The sequence below is a fragment of the Nonomuraea sp. NPDC049607 genome (assembly GCF_040675375.1).
GTDB lineage: Bacteria > Actinomycetota > Actinomycetes > Streptosporangiales > Streptosporangiaceae > Nonomuraea.
Window position 1 is genome coordinate 117,583 of sequence record NZ_JBFAOV010000026.1, and the last position, 15,000, is coordinate 132,582.

General features: G+C 71.6%; 9 protein-coding genes and 1 pseudogene. 5 read left to right on the forward strand and 5 right to left on the reverse strand.

All coding sequences use genetic code 11. The features are described 5' to 3' along the window. The first annotated feature begins 65 nt into the window (after positions 1-65). Together AB0J97_RS37055 and AB0J97_RS37060 are read left to right on the forward strand one after the other, a co-directional pair. On the forward strand, positions 66-2,108 hold the full coding sequence (locus tag AB0J97_RS37055; RefSeq protein WP_364097734.1) for a protein kinase: 2,043 nt from the start codon (positions 66-68) through the stop codon (positions 2,106-2,108). After that, positions 2,105-3,316 carry an FG-GAP-like repeat-containing protein gene (locus AB0J97_RS37060; RefSeq protein ID WP_364097707.1) on the forward strand — a complete coding sequence of 404 codons (1,212 nt, stop codon included), beginning with the start codon at positions 2,105-2,107 and terminating at the stop codon, positions 3,314-3,316. The genes AB0J97_RS37055 and AB0J97_RS37060 overlap by 4 nt, the downstream gene beginning before the upstream one ends. A gap of 19 nt (positions 3,317-3,335) precedes the next feature. On the opposite strand, the gene AB0J97_RS37065 is transcribed toward AB0J97_RS37060, so the two are convergent. Together AB0J97_RS37065 and AB0J97_RS37070 are read right to left on the reverse strand one after the other, a co-directional pair. Then, entirely contained in the window at positions 3,336-4,181 is an 846-nt protein-coding gene (locus AB0J97_RS37065) for a ubiquitin-like domain-containing protein (protein WP_364097710.1), read from the reverse strand. A 146-nt stretch (positions 4,182-4,327) separates the two neighbouring features. Continuing rightward, positions 4,328-5,182 carry a TatD family hydrolase gene (locus AB0J97_RS37070; protein WP_364097713.1) on the reverse strand — a complete coding sequence of 285 codons (855 nt, stop codon included), beginning with the start codon at positions 5,180-5,182 and terminating at the stop codon, positions 4,328-4,330. 18 nt (positions 5,183-5,200) lie between these two features. On the opposite strand from AB0J97_RS37070, the gene AB0J97_RS37075 reads away from it, so the two are divergent. Both AB0J97_RS37075 and AB0J97_RS37080 read left to right on the forward strand, forming a co-directional pair. After that, positions 5,201-8,392, forward strand: coding sequence for a BTAD domain-containing putative transcriptional regulator (locus AB0J97_RS37075; RefSeq protein WP_364097716.1), 3,192 nt, complete (start codon positions 5,201-5,203; stop codon positions 8,390-8,392). Positions 8,393-8,460: 68 nt separating this feature from the next. Further along, the gene (locus AB0J97_RS37080) at positions 8,461-9,690 is read left to right on the forward strand and encodes an FAD-dependent monooxygenase (protein ID WP_364097719.1); all 1,230 of its coding nucleotides are present in this window, start codon (positions 8,461-8,463) and stop codon (positions 9,688-9,690) included. Here the strand turns inward: AB0J97_RS37080 and metG are convergent. Continuing rightward, positions 9,635-11,416, reverse strand: coding sequence for a methionine--tRNA ligase (gene metG, locus AB0J97_RS37085; protein ID WP_357710035.1), 1,782 nt, complete (start codon positions 11,414-11,416; stop codon positions 9,635-9,637). The genes AB0J97_RS37080 and metG overlap by 56 nt on opposite strands. 118 nt (positions 11,417-11,534) lie before the next feature. Continuing rightward, the gene (locus AB0J97_RS37090) at positions 11,535-12,755 is read right to left on the reverse strand and encodes a glycosyltransferase (RefSeq protein WP_357710032.1); all 1,221 of its coding nucleotides are present in this window, start codon (positions 12,753-12,755) and stop codon (positions 11,535-11,537) included. 172 nt (positions 12,756-12,927) lie between these two features. On the opposite strand from AB0J97_RS37090, the gene AB0J97_RS37095 reads away from it, so the two are divergent. Continuing rightward, the gene (locus tag AB0J97_RS37095; protein ID WP_364097723.1) at positions 12,928-14,403 is read left to right on the forward strand and encodes a hypothetical protein; all 1,476 of its coding nucleotides are present in this window, start codon (positions 12,928-12,930) and stop codon (positions 14,401-14,403) included. Here AB0J97_RS37095 and AB0J97_RS37100 read toward each other — a convergent pair. Further along, a pseudogene (locus AB0J97_RS37100) lies at positions 14,339-15,000 on the reverse strand (phospholipid carrier-dependent glycosyltransferase); the annotation flags it as partial. The gene AB0J97_RS37095 and the pseudogene AB0J97_RS37100 sit on opposite strands and share 65 nt — an antisense overlap.

Here is a 15,000-nt window from a genome sequence, read left to right on the forward strand (position 1 = left end):
ACCTGCGATGGCGGATGGGGGAGACCTAAGGAGAGGATGGCGTGGAACAGGAAGGGACGTCCCTGATGGAGCCAACGGGCGCCGCGCCGCTCCGTCCCACCGATCTGCGGGAGATCGGGCCGTACCGGCTGCTCGGACGGCTCGGCGAAGGCGGCATGGGGACCGTCTTCCTCGCCAGGGCTCCGACGGGGCGGTTCGTCGCGGTCAAGGTGGTGAAGGCGGAGTTCGCCAATCAGGAGGGGTTCGCCGCCCGCTTCCACGCCGAGGTGGACAACGCGCGCCGGGTGGCGTCGTTCTGCACGGCCCAGGTGCTCGACAACGGCGACACCGGGGACGGGCGTCCGTACATGGTGACCGAGTACATCGCGGGCACGCCCCTTTCCGACCAGATCACGACCTTCGGGGCGCTCGACCCCGGGCCGCTGCACGGCGTGGCGCTGGGGGTCGCGGCGGCGCTGGCGGCGATCCATGTGGCCGGGCTCGTGCACCGGGATCTGAAGCCCGCCAACGTCATCCTGTCGCTGTCCGGGCCGCGGGTGATCGACTTCGGGATCGCCAGGGCCCTGGACAGGGAGACCGGGTTCACGCTCTCCGGCGAACTGCTCGGCAGCCCCGGGTGGTGGGCTCCTGAGCAGGTGCGCGGCGAGCTCGTGTCCCCGGCGGCCGACATTTTCGCCTGGGGGTGCCTGGTGGCGTACTCGGGGAACGGGCGGCATCCGTTCGGGCGGGGCGATCCCATCACGATGGCGACCCGCGTCCTGAACACGCCGCCCGATCTCGGCGCGCTTCCCGCGCCGCTCAACGAGCTGGTACGCCGGGCCACCGCCATGGATCCCGCGCAGCGGCCCACGGCTCAGGAGCTGCTGATAGCGCTGGTGGGCGGGAGCACGCCGGCGATCGCCGACAATCCACCCACGCTGGTCGCCACCGAGATGCTGACCGACTGGGAGCCGCCGCGGAACGTCGTGGACGAGCCGGATGTCACGGCCACGTTCACGACCCCGCCGCCGAGCGACGCGACAGGCGCCCGAAGCCCCGCCCCTGGGGCCGGGCCGCGGTCGGGTTCCGGCTCCGGTTCTGGGACGGGGACGCGGCCGGGTTCTGGGGCGGGGTCGGGAGCGCCGTCAGGGGCGGGGGGCGGAGAGAGGGCAGGGCGGCCCAAGGTGCCGGGGGCGTTCGGTGCGGACGCGGCGCCCACCCCCCGGAGCGCTCCGGGGGCCGGGTTACCTGGGGGGCAGGCGTCCCTGGACGAGCTGGCGCGGCGCGAGGAGCAGGCCGCCCGCGACGAGCTGGCCCGCTGGGAGGCCCAGGCGCAGGCTCGCCGCCAGGAGCACGAGCGCCAGTTGGAGCAGGCCCGCCTGCTGGCGCGCAGGCAGGGGACCTCGGGCGAGCAACAGGCCCGTCCCCGGCCTGGCACCGAGCCCCACACCCGGGCCGAACCTCGGTCGGACACCGAACCCCGGACCCGCGCCGATCCCCGAACGAGCACAGAGTCCCGGACCCGCGCCGAACCCCGGACGGGTGCGGGTACGGATCCGGGTGTTCTGACATATCCGCCCGACGAACCCGACACCCTGGGCGGCACTCGCACGAAGGGCACCCGCTGGCTGATCGCCGCCGCGGCGGCCGTCCTGGCGATCGTGGTCACCGTCACGGTCCTGATCGTGAACTCCAGCCGCGACTCCCCCGGCGTGGCCACCTCCAACAGCCCCTCCAGAACCGTGACGAACCCGCGTACGGGCGACGTGGGCCGCAGGTTCGCCCTGGGCGGGAACTTCGACGACCCGGTCGCGGTGGTGCCGGAGGCACCGACGTGCGGGCTGAAGGAGTTCGAGGGACGAACCACCACGAAGGGGCAGCTCTGCGTGGTCCACTGGACCATGATCAATCCAGGCGGCGAACGCCGTCCGCTCGGCCGTCCCGTCGTCACCATGGTCGACGACAAGGGCGGCGAGCACGTCCCCGCCCAGGTCGCGCTGCCCGCGGCCATCCAGCCGGGCGAGCGGGTGGACGGCGCCTTCGTGTTCGACCTGGCGCCCTATCGCAGGCCCGCGAAGATGACCGCGACCATGCTGGAGAACGGCCGACAGATCGAGGTCGCCCTGTGAATCTCACCGGACCCGTCAGGACGGCCGTGGTGATGGCCGTCGTGCTCGCAGGCGTCCCGCTCCCGGTGCGGGCTTCCGCGCAGGCGGTGGCGTGCGCGGGAGCCGCCGACGTCGACGGTGACGGCGCGGACGACGTGGCCGTGGGCGACCCGTTCGGCGACGGCCAGAAGGGGTCGGTCCACCTGCTGTCGGGCGACAAGGTGACCCCTGTGGCCGTGCCGGGGCCGGTCAAGGGGGACGGGCTAGGCTGGTCCGTACGGCTGGCCGACGTCAACGGCGACGCCTGCGCCGACCTCCTGATCGGCGCCCCCTTCGCGGACGTGGACGGCGAGCAGGACGCGGGCAGCGTCTACGTCGTCTACGGCGGCAAGGCGGCGCCCCCGCAACGCCTGACCGCCCCGCAGCCGCAACGGTCCGCGCACTTCGGCTGGTCATTGGCGGCCAGGGGGAACCTGATGGTGATCGGCGCACCCTACGAGGACGACGGCCAGATCCAGGACGCCGGCGCGGTCTACGTACGCCAGGGCACGGGCGCGCTGCGCCGGATCAGCCAGGAGACCGTGGACGTGCGCGGCAACAGCGAGGTCGGCGACCAGTTCGGCTGGTCACTGGCGATCGGCCCGAAGAACGGACTGGTCGTGGGCGTCCCGTACGAGAACGACGACGGCGCGGGACGGCAGGTCCAGTCCGGCAAGATCGACTCAGGCTCGGCGGTCTTCATCGACGACGTGCTGGCTCCCCGGATCGCGAGCCTGAAACTGGACTCCCCCACCAAGACCTCCGGCGACCGGTACGGCTACGCGGTCGCCTACGCCGAGGGCCACGGGTACGCGATCAGCGCCCCGGGCCCCGGTTACGTGCAGTTCCTCGACCCGGCGAAGAAACAGACGAGGATGGTGAAACAGGGCGGCAGGCAGGCGTTCGGCTTCTCGATGGCCGCCTCCTCCGACGGGAGGCTGGCCGTCGGAGCGCCCTACGGAGGCGGCGTCCAGGTGTTCTCGTGGCGGAACCCGGCCGACGACCGGAAGCTTCCGGGGGCGGAGGGGCTGTTCGGCTGGTCGGTGACGTTCAGCGGCAACAAGCTCTTCGTGGGCCAGCCGGACGGCCCGCCGTACGGGAAGGTCGCGGTGGCGCCGCGCAACGCCGACGACCTCCAGTCGCTGCAACCGCCCAAGGGCACCGACTTCGGAACCTCACTGGCGGGGTGAGCGGCCCCCTCCAAGCGCGTCAGCTGAACAGGTGATCGCCGCAGTTCGGCCACTGGGTCTGCCACCGTCCGCCGACCCGCTGGTAGAGAAGCTGCGCCCGGTAGGTCTGCTCCTCCTCCGGCCAGGCGCTCGGCAGCCCCACCCCGCCGACCGCCTGCCACATGGGCAGGCTGAACTGGTACATCCCGTAGTAGGGACCGTCGGGGTTGTACGCCAGGGGGTCGCCGCGCGCCACGCAGTTGGCCAGCGCCTGCCAGTCGAGCCTGGTCACCTCCCAGGGGACCCGTACGGCTCGCGGCGGCATGACCGTGATGACCGTCCCGTCCTTGGGGAAGCTGCCGAGCGGCGGTCGCACCATGGACCCGTGCCGGACGACGACGCGCTCCTGCCGGAGCACCTGCCGCACGGTGCGCGCGGTGGTGCGCGCGGCGAGCCGGGTGGTGCCCGTGACCACGTAGACCCTGCGCTCGGTGAACGCCGTGAGCGACATGCCCGACAGCGGCACCGGGCGGCCGGGCGGCGCGGACAGGCTGCCGGCCGCCGCCTCGACGTCGAGCTCGGCCAGGGCGTCCCGGACGTTCGTGGCGGTGACCAGGTGGGTCGTGGTGCGGCCGTCGAGGGTCAGCGTGATCGGGCGGGCGTGGCGTACCTCGATGGTGGAGCCGTCGGCGAGGTCGGCGCTCAGGTCGGGACGCACGACGTCGCCCAGCCCCACGGTCACGCCCGCGTCGGCGAGCACGTCCGCCACCTGCCCGGCGAAGCCGCGGACGGCGACCGGCGTGCCGTCGACGACCACGACGACGTCCTTGACCAGGTACGAGACCGCGACCAGCAGGCCGGCGGCCAGCGTACCGACGACGCACACCACCGGCGTCCACGGAGAACGCCAGGGGATCCGCGGACGCGGCGCACGCCTCCTGCCTCGCACGAACCACCTCCGGATACGGCCTGGGACCGCCCGAACGTTAGCGGCGGCGGCGCGCCCGCCTCCACCGCTTCACGCAAAGATGGTCACCACTCGCCGAAGACCGTGACTCCGTTCGTGCTGATCGCCTCGCACAACTCGTCCGGCTGGACACCCTTGACCTCGGCGAGGCAGCGCAGGGTGAGCGGGATGAGGTAGGGGGCGTTGGGCTTGCCCCGGTACGGGACCGGCGGCAGGTAGGGGGCGTCGGTCTCGACGAGCATGAGCTCCATGGGGGCGACGGCGGCGGCCTCACGCAGGTAGCCCGCGTTCTTGTAGGTGACGGGCCCGGAGAAGGACATGAAATATCCAGCTTCGGCGCACTTTTTCGCCATTTCGGCGTCGCCCGAGTAGCTGTGGAACACCACCTTGTCCGGCGCGCCCTGCTCGGCCAGCACCTTCAGGACGTCGTCGTGCGCGTCGCGGTCGTGGATGACCAGGGCCTTGCCGGTGCGCTTGGCGATCTCGATGTGGGCGCGGAAGCTCGCGTGCTGGTCGTCCTTGGCCGCCCAGTCGCGGAAGTAGTCGAGGCCGGTCTCCCCCACCGCGCGGACGTCGGCCTGCCGAGCGAGCGACTCGATCTCGGCCAGCACCTCGGGGGTCGCCTCGTGGGCCTCGTTGGGGTGGATGGCGACCCCGGCGTACACGCCTTCCTGCTCGGCCGCCACCTCGGCGTTCCACCGCGAGGAGGGCAGGTCGTACCCGATGGTGACGAGCCTGGTCACGCCGACCTCGCGCGCGTCGCGCAGGATGCTCCGCACGGTGGCCGACGCCGCCTGGGCGGCCTGGGCCACCGGGTCGCCCGAGGACGCCTGCCGGTTGCCCACCATGATGTCCAGGTGGCAGTGGCTGTCGAACACCGGTGCGGAAAGCGGCTCGGGCGCGGCGGGAATCTTGCTCACGGATCTAAAGTAGCCTCCATGCGCTTCGGCATTCTCGGCAGCACCCGGGCATGGGACGCGGCTGGCGTCGACGTACCCCTGGGTGGTCCGGCCAGGCGCGCGCTGCTGGCGTTGCTGCTCGTCCGTCCGGGCGAGATCGTCAGCCAGGACCGCCTCGTCGACCTCCTGTACGGCGACCGCTCGCCCAAGAACGCCCAGCACGCCCTGCACTCCCAGGTCTCCCGGCTGCGCGGCGACGGAATTCCGGTCGAGCTGACCGCCGCCGGCTACCGGCTGGCCGCGGACCCCGAGGACATCGACGCCGGTCGTTTCCTCCGCCTCGCCGACTCCGGTCGCGCCGCCCTCCTCGGTCACCAGGCCGCCGGCGCGGCGCGGGGGACGGGCCGGGCGGAAGGCGTCCGGAGCGATCCGGTGCTGGCCAGGGGGCTGTTGCGGGAGGCGCTGGCCCTGTGGCGGGGGCCCGCGTTCGCCGACCTCGACCCCGTGCACGGCGCGCGGCTGGAGGAGCGCCGCCTGGCCGCGCTGGAGGACCGGATCGAGGCCGACCTGCGGTGCGGGGGCCACCGGGGCGTCGTCCCCGAGCTGGGCGAGCTGGTCGAGCGCCACCCGCTGCGCGAACGGCTGCGCGGCCAGCTCATGCGGGCGTTGCGCGCCGACGGCAGGCAGGCCGAGGCGCTGATGGTCTACGAGGAGACGCGGCGGCTGCTGGCCGAGGAACTGGGCGCCGATCCCTCCCCCGAGCTCGCCGCCCTCCACCAGTCCCTCCTCCGCGGAGACCTGCCCCCGCTCCCCGAATCACCCCCGGAGCCGTCGGCGAAGGCCGTGGCGGCGGAGCCGTTGCCGGGGCGGCTCACGAGCTTCGTCGGCCGCGACGGCGATCTGGCCGAGGTCGCGGCGCTGCTGTCCGCCGCCCGGCTGGTCACGCTGCTCGGCCCCGGCGGCGCGGGCAAGAGCCGGCTCGCGGTCGAGATCGCCAGGGGCCACCACGACGCCGTCCTGGTCGAGCTGGCCCCGATCAGCCCGGGGGCCGACCTCGCGCGAGCGGTCCTCGCCGCGCTCGGCGTGCGCGACGGCGCGCTGCTGGGGGCCGCGACGCTGGGCGCGTCCGGGGAGCCGGATCCGCAGGCCCGTCTGGTGGCGGTGCTCGCCGACCGCCCGGTCCTGCTGGTGCTGGACAACTGCGAGCACGTCGTGGGCGAGGCCGCGGCCCTGGCCGAGCGGCTGCTGTCCGCGTGCCCGGCGTTGCGCGTGCTGGCCACGAGCCGCGAGCCGCTCGCGATCACCCCCGAACACCTGTGGCCGGTACGCCCCCTCGCCCCCTCCGACGCCCATACCCTCTTCACCGACCGGGCCAAGGCCGTACGCCCCGGTTTCGCCCCTGGTGAGCCGGTCGAACGCATCTGCGCCGCGCTCGACGGCCTCCCGCTGGCCATCGAGCTGGCGGCCGCCCGCATGCGTACGCACGAGGCCGATGAACTGGCCGAACGCCTCGCTGGTCAGGGCCGGTTCAGCCTGCGCGGCAGCCGTACCGCCGACGCCCGGCACCAGACGTTGCGCGCGGTCGTCGCGTGGAGCTGGGAGTTGCTCACCGAGCCCGAGCAGGCCATGGCCATGCGCCTGACCGTCTTCTCCGGCGGGGCCACCGCGACTGCCGCCGCGGCCGTCTGCGGCCTTCCCGAGCACCTGCTCGACTCGCTGGCCGACAAGTCGCTCCTGGAGGTGGCGGGCGGCCGCTACCGCATGCTGGAGACGATCCGGGCGTTCTGCGCCGACCGGCTCGGCGAGGAGGCCGCGCGCTACCGGCGGGCGCACGCCGCGTACTTCCTCGCGCTGGCCGAGGAGGGCGACCCCCGGCTGCGGGGCGCCGAGCAGCTGCCGTGGCTGGCCCGGTTCGCGGCCGACCACGACAACCTCCAGGCGGCGCTGCGCTGGACGGTGGAGCAGGGCGAGGTGGCGCTCGGGATGCGGCTGCTGGCCGCGCAGACGTTCTCGCTGTGGATGCGCGGCATGCGCGCGGTGCCGGCCAAGGCGGCGGCGGCCCTGCTGGAGGCGGCCGGTCCGCGGCCCGACCCCGCCCTGGGGGACGCGTACCTGCTGACCCTGCTCACCGCGGCGAGCGAGCGGCGCGAGCTGTGGGAGCGCCACAAGGGCGCCGCCGAGACGATGATCACGGCGGACGGCCTGCGCAACCCGATCGTCACGTGCCTGTGGCCGATGGTCACCTCGGCGGCGGTCGAGCCCGGCGCCACGATCGCGCTGATCAGGCGCGGCGAGCGCGGTACCGACGCGTGGGAGCGGGCCGCCACCCGGCTGATCTGGGCCTATCCGCGGATGGCCGCGGGCGAGTTCGCCGCCGCCGAGGAGGACCTGGAGAGGGCGCTCCAGGGCTTCCGCGGGCTCGGCGAGCGCTGGGGCTCGGCGATGACGCTCGACGCGCTGGCCTGGCTGGCCAGTACGACCGGCGACGAGGCCACCGCCCTGGCCCGCACCGAGGAGGCCATCGCGCTGGCCGAGCAGCTCGGCGCGGAGGAGGACCTGGCCGACCACTACTGCAACCGGGGCGACTACCGCATCCGGCACGACCTGGACGGCGCGCGGGCCGACTACGAGCGCGCGGCCGAGCTGGCCGGGCGTACGGGCGGCACGATCCTGCCCGCGGCCCTGCGCGGCCTGGGCGACGTGGCGGTACGCGAGGGCGACCTGGCACGGGCCCGCGAGCTCTACGAGGACGCCTTGCGGCGATCCGACCCGATCTGGGTGAAGACGTCCGGGAACATGGCCAGGCTGCTCGTCGGGCTCGGACGGCTGGCCGCGGCCGAGGGGGACGCGGCCGGGGCGCGGGCCTCCTACCTGCGGGCGGTGGAGAGCACGGTCACGTCGGGCGCGCTGTCGGAGAGCGTCAGGGCGATCGAGGCGCTGGCGGCGCTGGCCTGCGACGACGACCCGGCGGCGGCGGCCACGCTGCTCGGGGCCGCCATCGCGATCCGCGGCATCGACCTGCCCGAGGACGACGACGTCGCCGGGCTGTCGCGGCGGCTGCGCGAGGCGCTGGGCGAGCAGGCGTACGCGGGGGCGCGGCGCGCGGGCGCGCGGCTCTCGCACCGTGAGGCCCTGATGCTGGCCGGCGTCCCGGCGGAGGTGGTCGACGCCTCGCCCCTGCGCTCGATCGACGACTTCCCGCCGCTCGAACCCCCGACCGCCCTCCGGTGAGCGCGGCCGGGCGAGGCGGTGAGCGTGGGGTGAGGGGGCGGTGAGCGGGCCCCGGCAGGCTCTGGGGCATGGACATCCTGATCTCCGGCGCGAGCGTCGCCGGCCCCGCCCTGGCCCTCCTCCTCACCCGCTCCGGCCACCGCGTCACCGTCGTCGAACGCGCCCCCGCCCTGCGTGAGGGCGGCTACTCCGTCGACTTCCGCGGCGAGGCGCACATGGCCGTGCTGCGGGCGCTCGGCATCCTCGCCGACGTCGAACGCCTCCAGACCCACATGGGCGACATGTCGTACGTCAACGAGTCCGGCAGGAAGCTCGCCTCCGTGCCCGGCGACCTGTTCTCCGGCGACGTCGAGATCCTCCGCGGCGACCTGGCCCGCATCCTCTACGACGCCACCAAGGACCGCACCGAGTACGTCTTCGGCGACTCCATCACCTCCCTGGCCCAGGACGCGGACGGGGTGACGGTGACGTTCGAGCGGGGCGCGGCGCGCCGGTTCGACCTCGTGGTGGGCGCGGACGGCCTGCACTCCAACGTGCGCTCGCTCGCCTTCGACGCGCCGGAGGCGGCCGTCACCAGCCACCTCGGGCTCTACTGCGCGGTGTTCACGCTCGACAACTACCTGGACCTCGACCACACCGGCCTGCTCTACAGCACGCCCGGCAAGACGGTCGGCCTCTACAGCGCCAGGAACAACACCGAGGCCAAGGCGATGTTCTACTTCGGCTCCCAGCCGCTGGAGCACGACCGCCGGGACGTGACCCGGCAGAAGGAGCTGCTGGCCGAGGCGTACCGAGGGGTCGGCTGGGAGACGCCCACGCTGTTGCGCAAGATGTGGGAGGCCGACGACTTCTACTTCGACTCGACCAGCCAGGTGCACCTGGACTCGTGGTCGCGCGGCCGGGTGGTGCTGATCGGCGACGCCGCCTGCTGCCCGTCGCCGCTGTCGGGCATGGGCACCGGCCTCGCGCTCGTCGGCGCCTATGTGCTGGCCGGCGAGCTGGCCGCGGCGGGCGGCGATCACCGCGCCGCGTTCGCCCGGTACGAGCAGGAGGTGCGCGGCTACGCGACCGGCTGCCAGAAGTCGGCCGTGGGCGTCAGCAAGTTCATGGTTCCGGAGAGCCGGCTGATGGCCTGGTTCATGAACCAGAACTACAAGATCATGCCGTATCTGCCATGGAAGGGCATGATGGCGAAGTCCGTCAGGAAGACGGCCTCCGCCATCACGCTCAAGGACTACGGCCTCAGTCGGCCAGCCGGCCAAGCTCCTCTTCGACGACCTTCTGGTCGAGCTTCTTGAACAGCGGCACGGGCGGCGCGAGCGGGGTGCCCGGCTTGATCGGCCGGTGCTCCCAGCGCGCCGCGCCGTCGTACTCGCCGGTGATGACGGGGTAGGGGGCGCCGCCGTCCTCGTCGACCTCGCGGATCTCCGGCATGCCCGACCAGACGCCCTCGCCGCCGAGCATCGCGAAGACCTTGTTGGACGAGCCCGGCAGGAACGGCGTGAGCATCGTCTTGGCGTCGTCGACGACCTGGAGCGCGACGTGCAGGATCGACTTCTGCCGCTCGGTGTCGTCCTTGAGCTTCCAGGGCTCCTGCTCGGCCAGGTACTTGTTGGCCTCGCGGACGACGTCGAACGCCTCGGTGATCGCGTTCTTGAACCGCGACCTGCCCAGCTCCGCGCCCACGGGGGCGAACGCGTTGCGCGAGCGCTCCAGCATGGCCCGGTCGGCGTCGGTCAGGTCGCCGGCCTCGGGCACGACGCCGAAGTTCTTCGACGCCATCGAGATCGACCGGTTGACCAGGTTGCCCCAGGCGGCGACGAGCTCGCCGTTGTTGCGGTTGACGAACTCCTGCCAGGTGAAGTCGGTGTCCTGGTTCTCGGGGCCGGCCACGGCGATGTAGTAGCGCAGGGCGTCGGCGTCGTAACGCGCCAGGAAGTCGCGTACGTAAATTACTACTTGCCTGGAGGAGGAGAACTTCTTGCCCTCCATCGTCAGGAACTCGCTGGAGACCACCTCGGACGGCACGTCGAGCGCGCCCAGCTCGCCGGGCGAGCCGCCGCGCGCGCCGATGCCGCTGTAGCCGAACAACATCGCCGGCCAGATCTCGGCGTGGAAGACGATGTTGTCCTTGCCCATGAAGTAGTAGCCGCGGGCGTCGGGGTTCTGCCACCACTGGCGCCAGGCGTCGGGGTCGCCGGAGCGCCTGGCCCACTCGATGGAGGCCGACAGGTAGCCGATGACCGCGTCGAACCACACGTAGAGGCGCTTGTTGGACTGGTCGCGCCACCCCTCCAGCGGGATCGGCACCCCCCAGTCGAGGTCGCGGCTGATCGCGCGGGGCTGGAGGTCACCCAGCAGGTTGAGCGCGAACTTCAGCACGTTGGGCCGCCACTCGCCCTGCTTGGACTGCAGGTAGGAGCCCAGGACCTCGGCGAAGGCCGGCAGGTCGAGCATGAAGTGCTCGGTCTCGACGAAGACGGGGGTCTCGCCGTTGATGCGGCTCTTGGGGTTGATGAGCTCGATCGGGTCGAGCTGGTTGCCGCAGTTGTCGCACTGGTCGCCGCGCGCGCCGTCGTAGCCGCAGATGGGGCAGGTGCCCTCGATGTAGCGGTCGGGCAGGGTACGGCCGGTCGAGGGTGAGATCGCGCCCATCGTGGTCTTGGGGAAGATGTAGCCGTTGTCGTAGAGACCCTTGAAGATCTGCTGCGTGACGGCGTAGTGGTTCTTCGTCGTGGTCCGGGTGAACAGGTCGTAGGAGAGCCCGAGACCGGTCAGGTCTTCGGCGATCACCCGGTTGTACCGGTCGGCCAGCTCGCGGGCGCTGACGCCCTCCTTGTCGGCCTGCACCTGGATCGGGGTGCCGTGCTCGTCGGTGCCGGACACCATCAGCACCTTGTTGCCCGCCATCCGCTGGTAGCGGCTGAAGACGTCGGACGGCACGCCGAAACCCGATACGTGCCCGATGTGGCGGGGGCCGTTAGCGTACGGCCACGCGACGGCGGTCAAGATGTGCTGGGACATGTCCTAAGCCTACGGGTCGCGGCCCTGCTCCTCGTCCAAACCCCCAACCCCCGCGCAAAAGGCGAGAGCCGGCGCCGGCACGTGGCCGGCGCCGGCTCTCACCGGGACGCGGAGGCCCCTAACGCTTGGACTCCTCCAGGGAGACCGCCTCGGCGGCCTCCTCCGCGGCCTTGGCGGCCACGTCGATCGAGCTCTCCTTGGTACGGCGGATGCCCAGGATGCTGATGAACAGCGAGGCGAAGATCGTCTGGAAGCTCATGACGAGCGCCGTGGCGGCCGGGACGACCATGCGCAGCGACTCGCGCGGGTCGAGCGCGCCGAAGCTGCGCACCTGCCAGTGGACCAGCGACATCACCAGGCCGACCAGACCGGCCAGCGCCAGCAGGCCGCCGACCACGAGGCCCTTCTCCAGCGTCACGATGTCGATGATCTTCCGGATCCGCGGCGACTCGGGCAGGAAGCCCTCCTCGGCCGCGTAGACCTTCGTGAACAGCGCGAACAACGCCGCCTGGAAGCCGATCACGACCAGCGCCGAGGACCCGACCAGGGTGTCGACGTCGAAGGCCAGCTCGCCGATCTCCACCGGCCCGAACGTCAGCGCCGTGCCCGCGACCAGGCCGAGGGCCATCAGGAACACGCCGGGGTAGAAGAACAGCCACTTGGGGCTGTACAGCAGCAGGAAGCGCAGGTGACGCCAGCCGTCGCGCCAGGAGCGCAGGTGCGGCGGGCGCGAACGGCCGTCGGGCGAGAGCGTGGTGGGCACCTCGCGCACGTCGAGACCGGAGAGCGTGGAGCGGACGACCATCTCCGAGGCGAACTCCATGCCGCCGGTCTGGAGGTGGAGGCGCAGGATCGAGTCACGGCGGAAGCCGCGCAGACCGCAGTGGAAGTCGCCGATGGCGGACGGGAAGAACAGCCGGCCGACGAACGACAGCACCGGGTTGCCCAGGTAGCGGTGGAGCGGGGGCATGGCGCCCGGGGCGATGCCGCCCTTGAAACGGTTGCCCATCACGAGGTCGGCGCCGTCGCGAAGCTGCTCGACGAACGGGAGCAACGAGGTGAAGTCGTAGGAGTCGTCGGCGTCGCCCATGATCACGTACTTGCCGCGGGCGGCGCGGATGCCGCCCATGAGGGCGTTGCCGTAGCCCTTCTCGTCGACGTGGACGACACGGGCCCCGGCATCACGAGCGAGCTGCTGCGAGCCGTCCGTGCTGCCGTTGTCGGCGATCAGGACTTCCCCTTCGATTCCGTGCTCCTCCATGCACGCCAATGCCTTGCGCACACAGACTTCCACGGTCTCCGCCTCGTTGAGGCAGGGCATGACCACCGTCAGTTCCACGTCTCAACCCTTCAGTAATAAGGCTCTTCCAGTGAACCATCATGCCCTGTGCCCGGCGTGCTCGGGTCAAGACCTAAAAACGACTGGCATTCTTTACAGCATGGTGAGCGTCGCGGAGATTACCCCTGTGGACCACTCCGCTCCTGGCCGGGCAGCTCGCGTGCTGTCCCTCGTGCGCCGTCATCGCGTGTTCGCCGTGGCCTTCGGCGTCGGTGCCGTGCTGCGGCTGATCACCATGCTCGGCTACGGCCCGGCCATGTGGTTCAACGACTCCTACGAGTACGTCAACGTGGCGCTGCACCCCAGGCCCCATCCGATCAGGCCCGACGGCTACAGCTTCTGGCTGATGCTGCTCAAGCCGTTCCACAGCTTCACGCTCGCCATCTTCACGCAACACCTGATGGGCCTGGCCGCGGCCGCGCTCATCTACGCCCTGCTGCGCTGCAAGTTCGCGCTGCCCAAGTGGGCGGCCACGCTGGCGGCGGCGCCGGTGCTGTTCGACGCCTACCAGATCCAGCTTGAGCAGATGGTCATGTCCGACACCCTGTTCACGCTGCTGGTCGTGGGCGTGGTGACGCTGGTGCTGTGGAAGCGGCGGCTGTCGTGGCGGGCCGGGATCGTGGTCGGGCTGCTGCTCGCGATGACCTGGCTGACCCGTTCGATCGGCATGCCGATCCTCGGGCTCGTGGTGCTCTATCTGATCGTCCAGCGCGCGGGGTGGCGGTCGATCGTGGCGGTGGTCGCGGCGTGCGCGCTTCCCGTCCTCACCTACATGGGCTGGTTTTCCACAAATTACGGCAAATTCGCCATGACCAACAGCGACGGGCTGATCCTCTACATGCGTACCGCGATCTTCGCCGACTGCGGCAAGATGAAGATCGACAAGTACAAGGAGGTCCAGCTCCTCCTGCTGTGCATCAACGACCCGGTCAACCAGCGCAAGGACTACGCCCAGTGGTACCTGTGGGGCCAGGGCAACGGCGACGGCACGGGCACCGGCGAGGTGCTCCACCGGTGGGGCATCAACAAGAAGTTCAGCGGCATCACCAACGACGCGGCCAGCGCGTTCGCCACGCGGGCGATCCTGTCCCAGCCGGGCGACTATCTGAAGGTGGTCGCGCGCGACTTCTTCCGTTCCTTCCACTGGGGACGGCCGCGCTTCCCCGACGAGTCGACGTACAACATGTACCAGTTCAGGCCGTATTACGAGGTGGACGACACCGGGCGGCCCAAGCGGCTGCCGAAGTGGTCCTCCTACGGGGGCGGCCACACCGACACCGACGCGTTCAGCTACGAGCAGGGCCCGCCCGAGACCAGGATCGTCCACCCGTGGGCGGACATCATGAGCGGCTACCAGAAGATCTTCTACCTGCGCGGCATCATGCTCGGCGGAATCATGCTGATCGGCCTGTACGGCATCGTCGTCCGCTGGCGCAGGTTCGGCGGCCCGGTGGCGCTGCCCTGGCTGGGGGCGTTCGGGCTGTTGCTGGCCCCGGCGGCGACGGCCGAGTTCGACTACCGCTACGTGCTCCCGGCCGTCCCGCTGGCCTGCGTCGCGGCGGCCATCACGCTGCGCAAGGGCGTCACTTGGGGGCGGCGGTCACCCAAGAGCGCATCAACATCCGAGCCCACCACTGTGTCTGCGTGAGCGTCTCGGCCGTGAGCACCGGCTGCAACCACCAGAAGTTGATCAGCACGATCATCGCGAACGCGCCCGCGAACGCCGCCCCGACGGCCCTGCGCGTGGGCGGCGCGTCCGCCGGGCCGAGCACGAGCCCGGCCATCAGCACCACCGCCAGCACCATGAACGGCACGACCGGGAGCATGTAGAACAGGTACATCGTGCGGTCGTCGGCCAGGGCGTAGTAGAACCAGGGCAGCCAGCCCATCGCGTACGCCAGCAGCACCGCCCCCGCCCGCCAGTCGCGCCTCCTGACGTACAGGACGACGGTCCCCGCCAGCGCGAGCAGCGCGCCGAACCACAGGGCCGGGGTGCCGACGCCGTGGATCGCCTGCGCGCAGGCCGAGGCCCCGCACGCCGACGGCGGCACGTCCGCCGGGTAGTAGAACGACACCGGGCGGAAGAGCAACGGCCATGTCCAGGGGTCGGACATGTACTGGTGATAGTCGCGCACCCCGCTGTGGAAGGTGAAGACCTGCCATTGGTAGTGGATCCAGGAGCGCATGGAGTCGAACAGGAAGAAGAAGGGGCCGGAGGAGGTGGCCTGGTCCCAGTTGCGGCCGT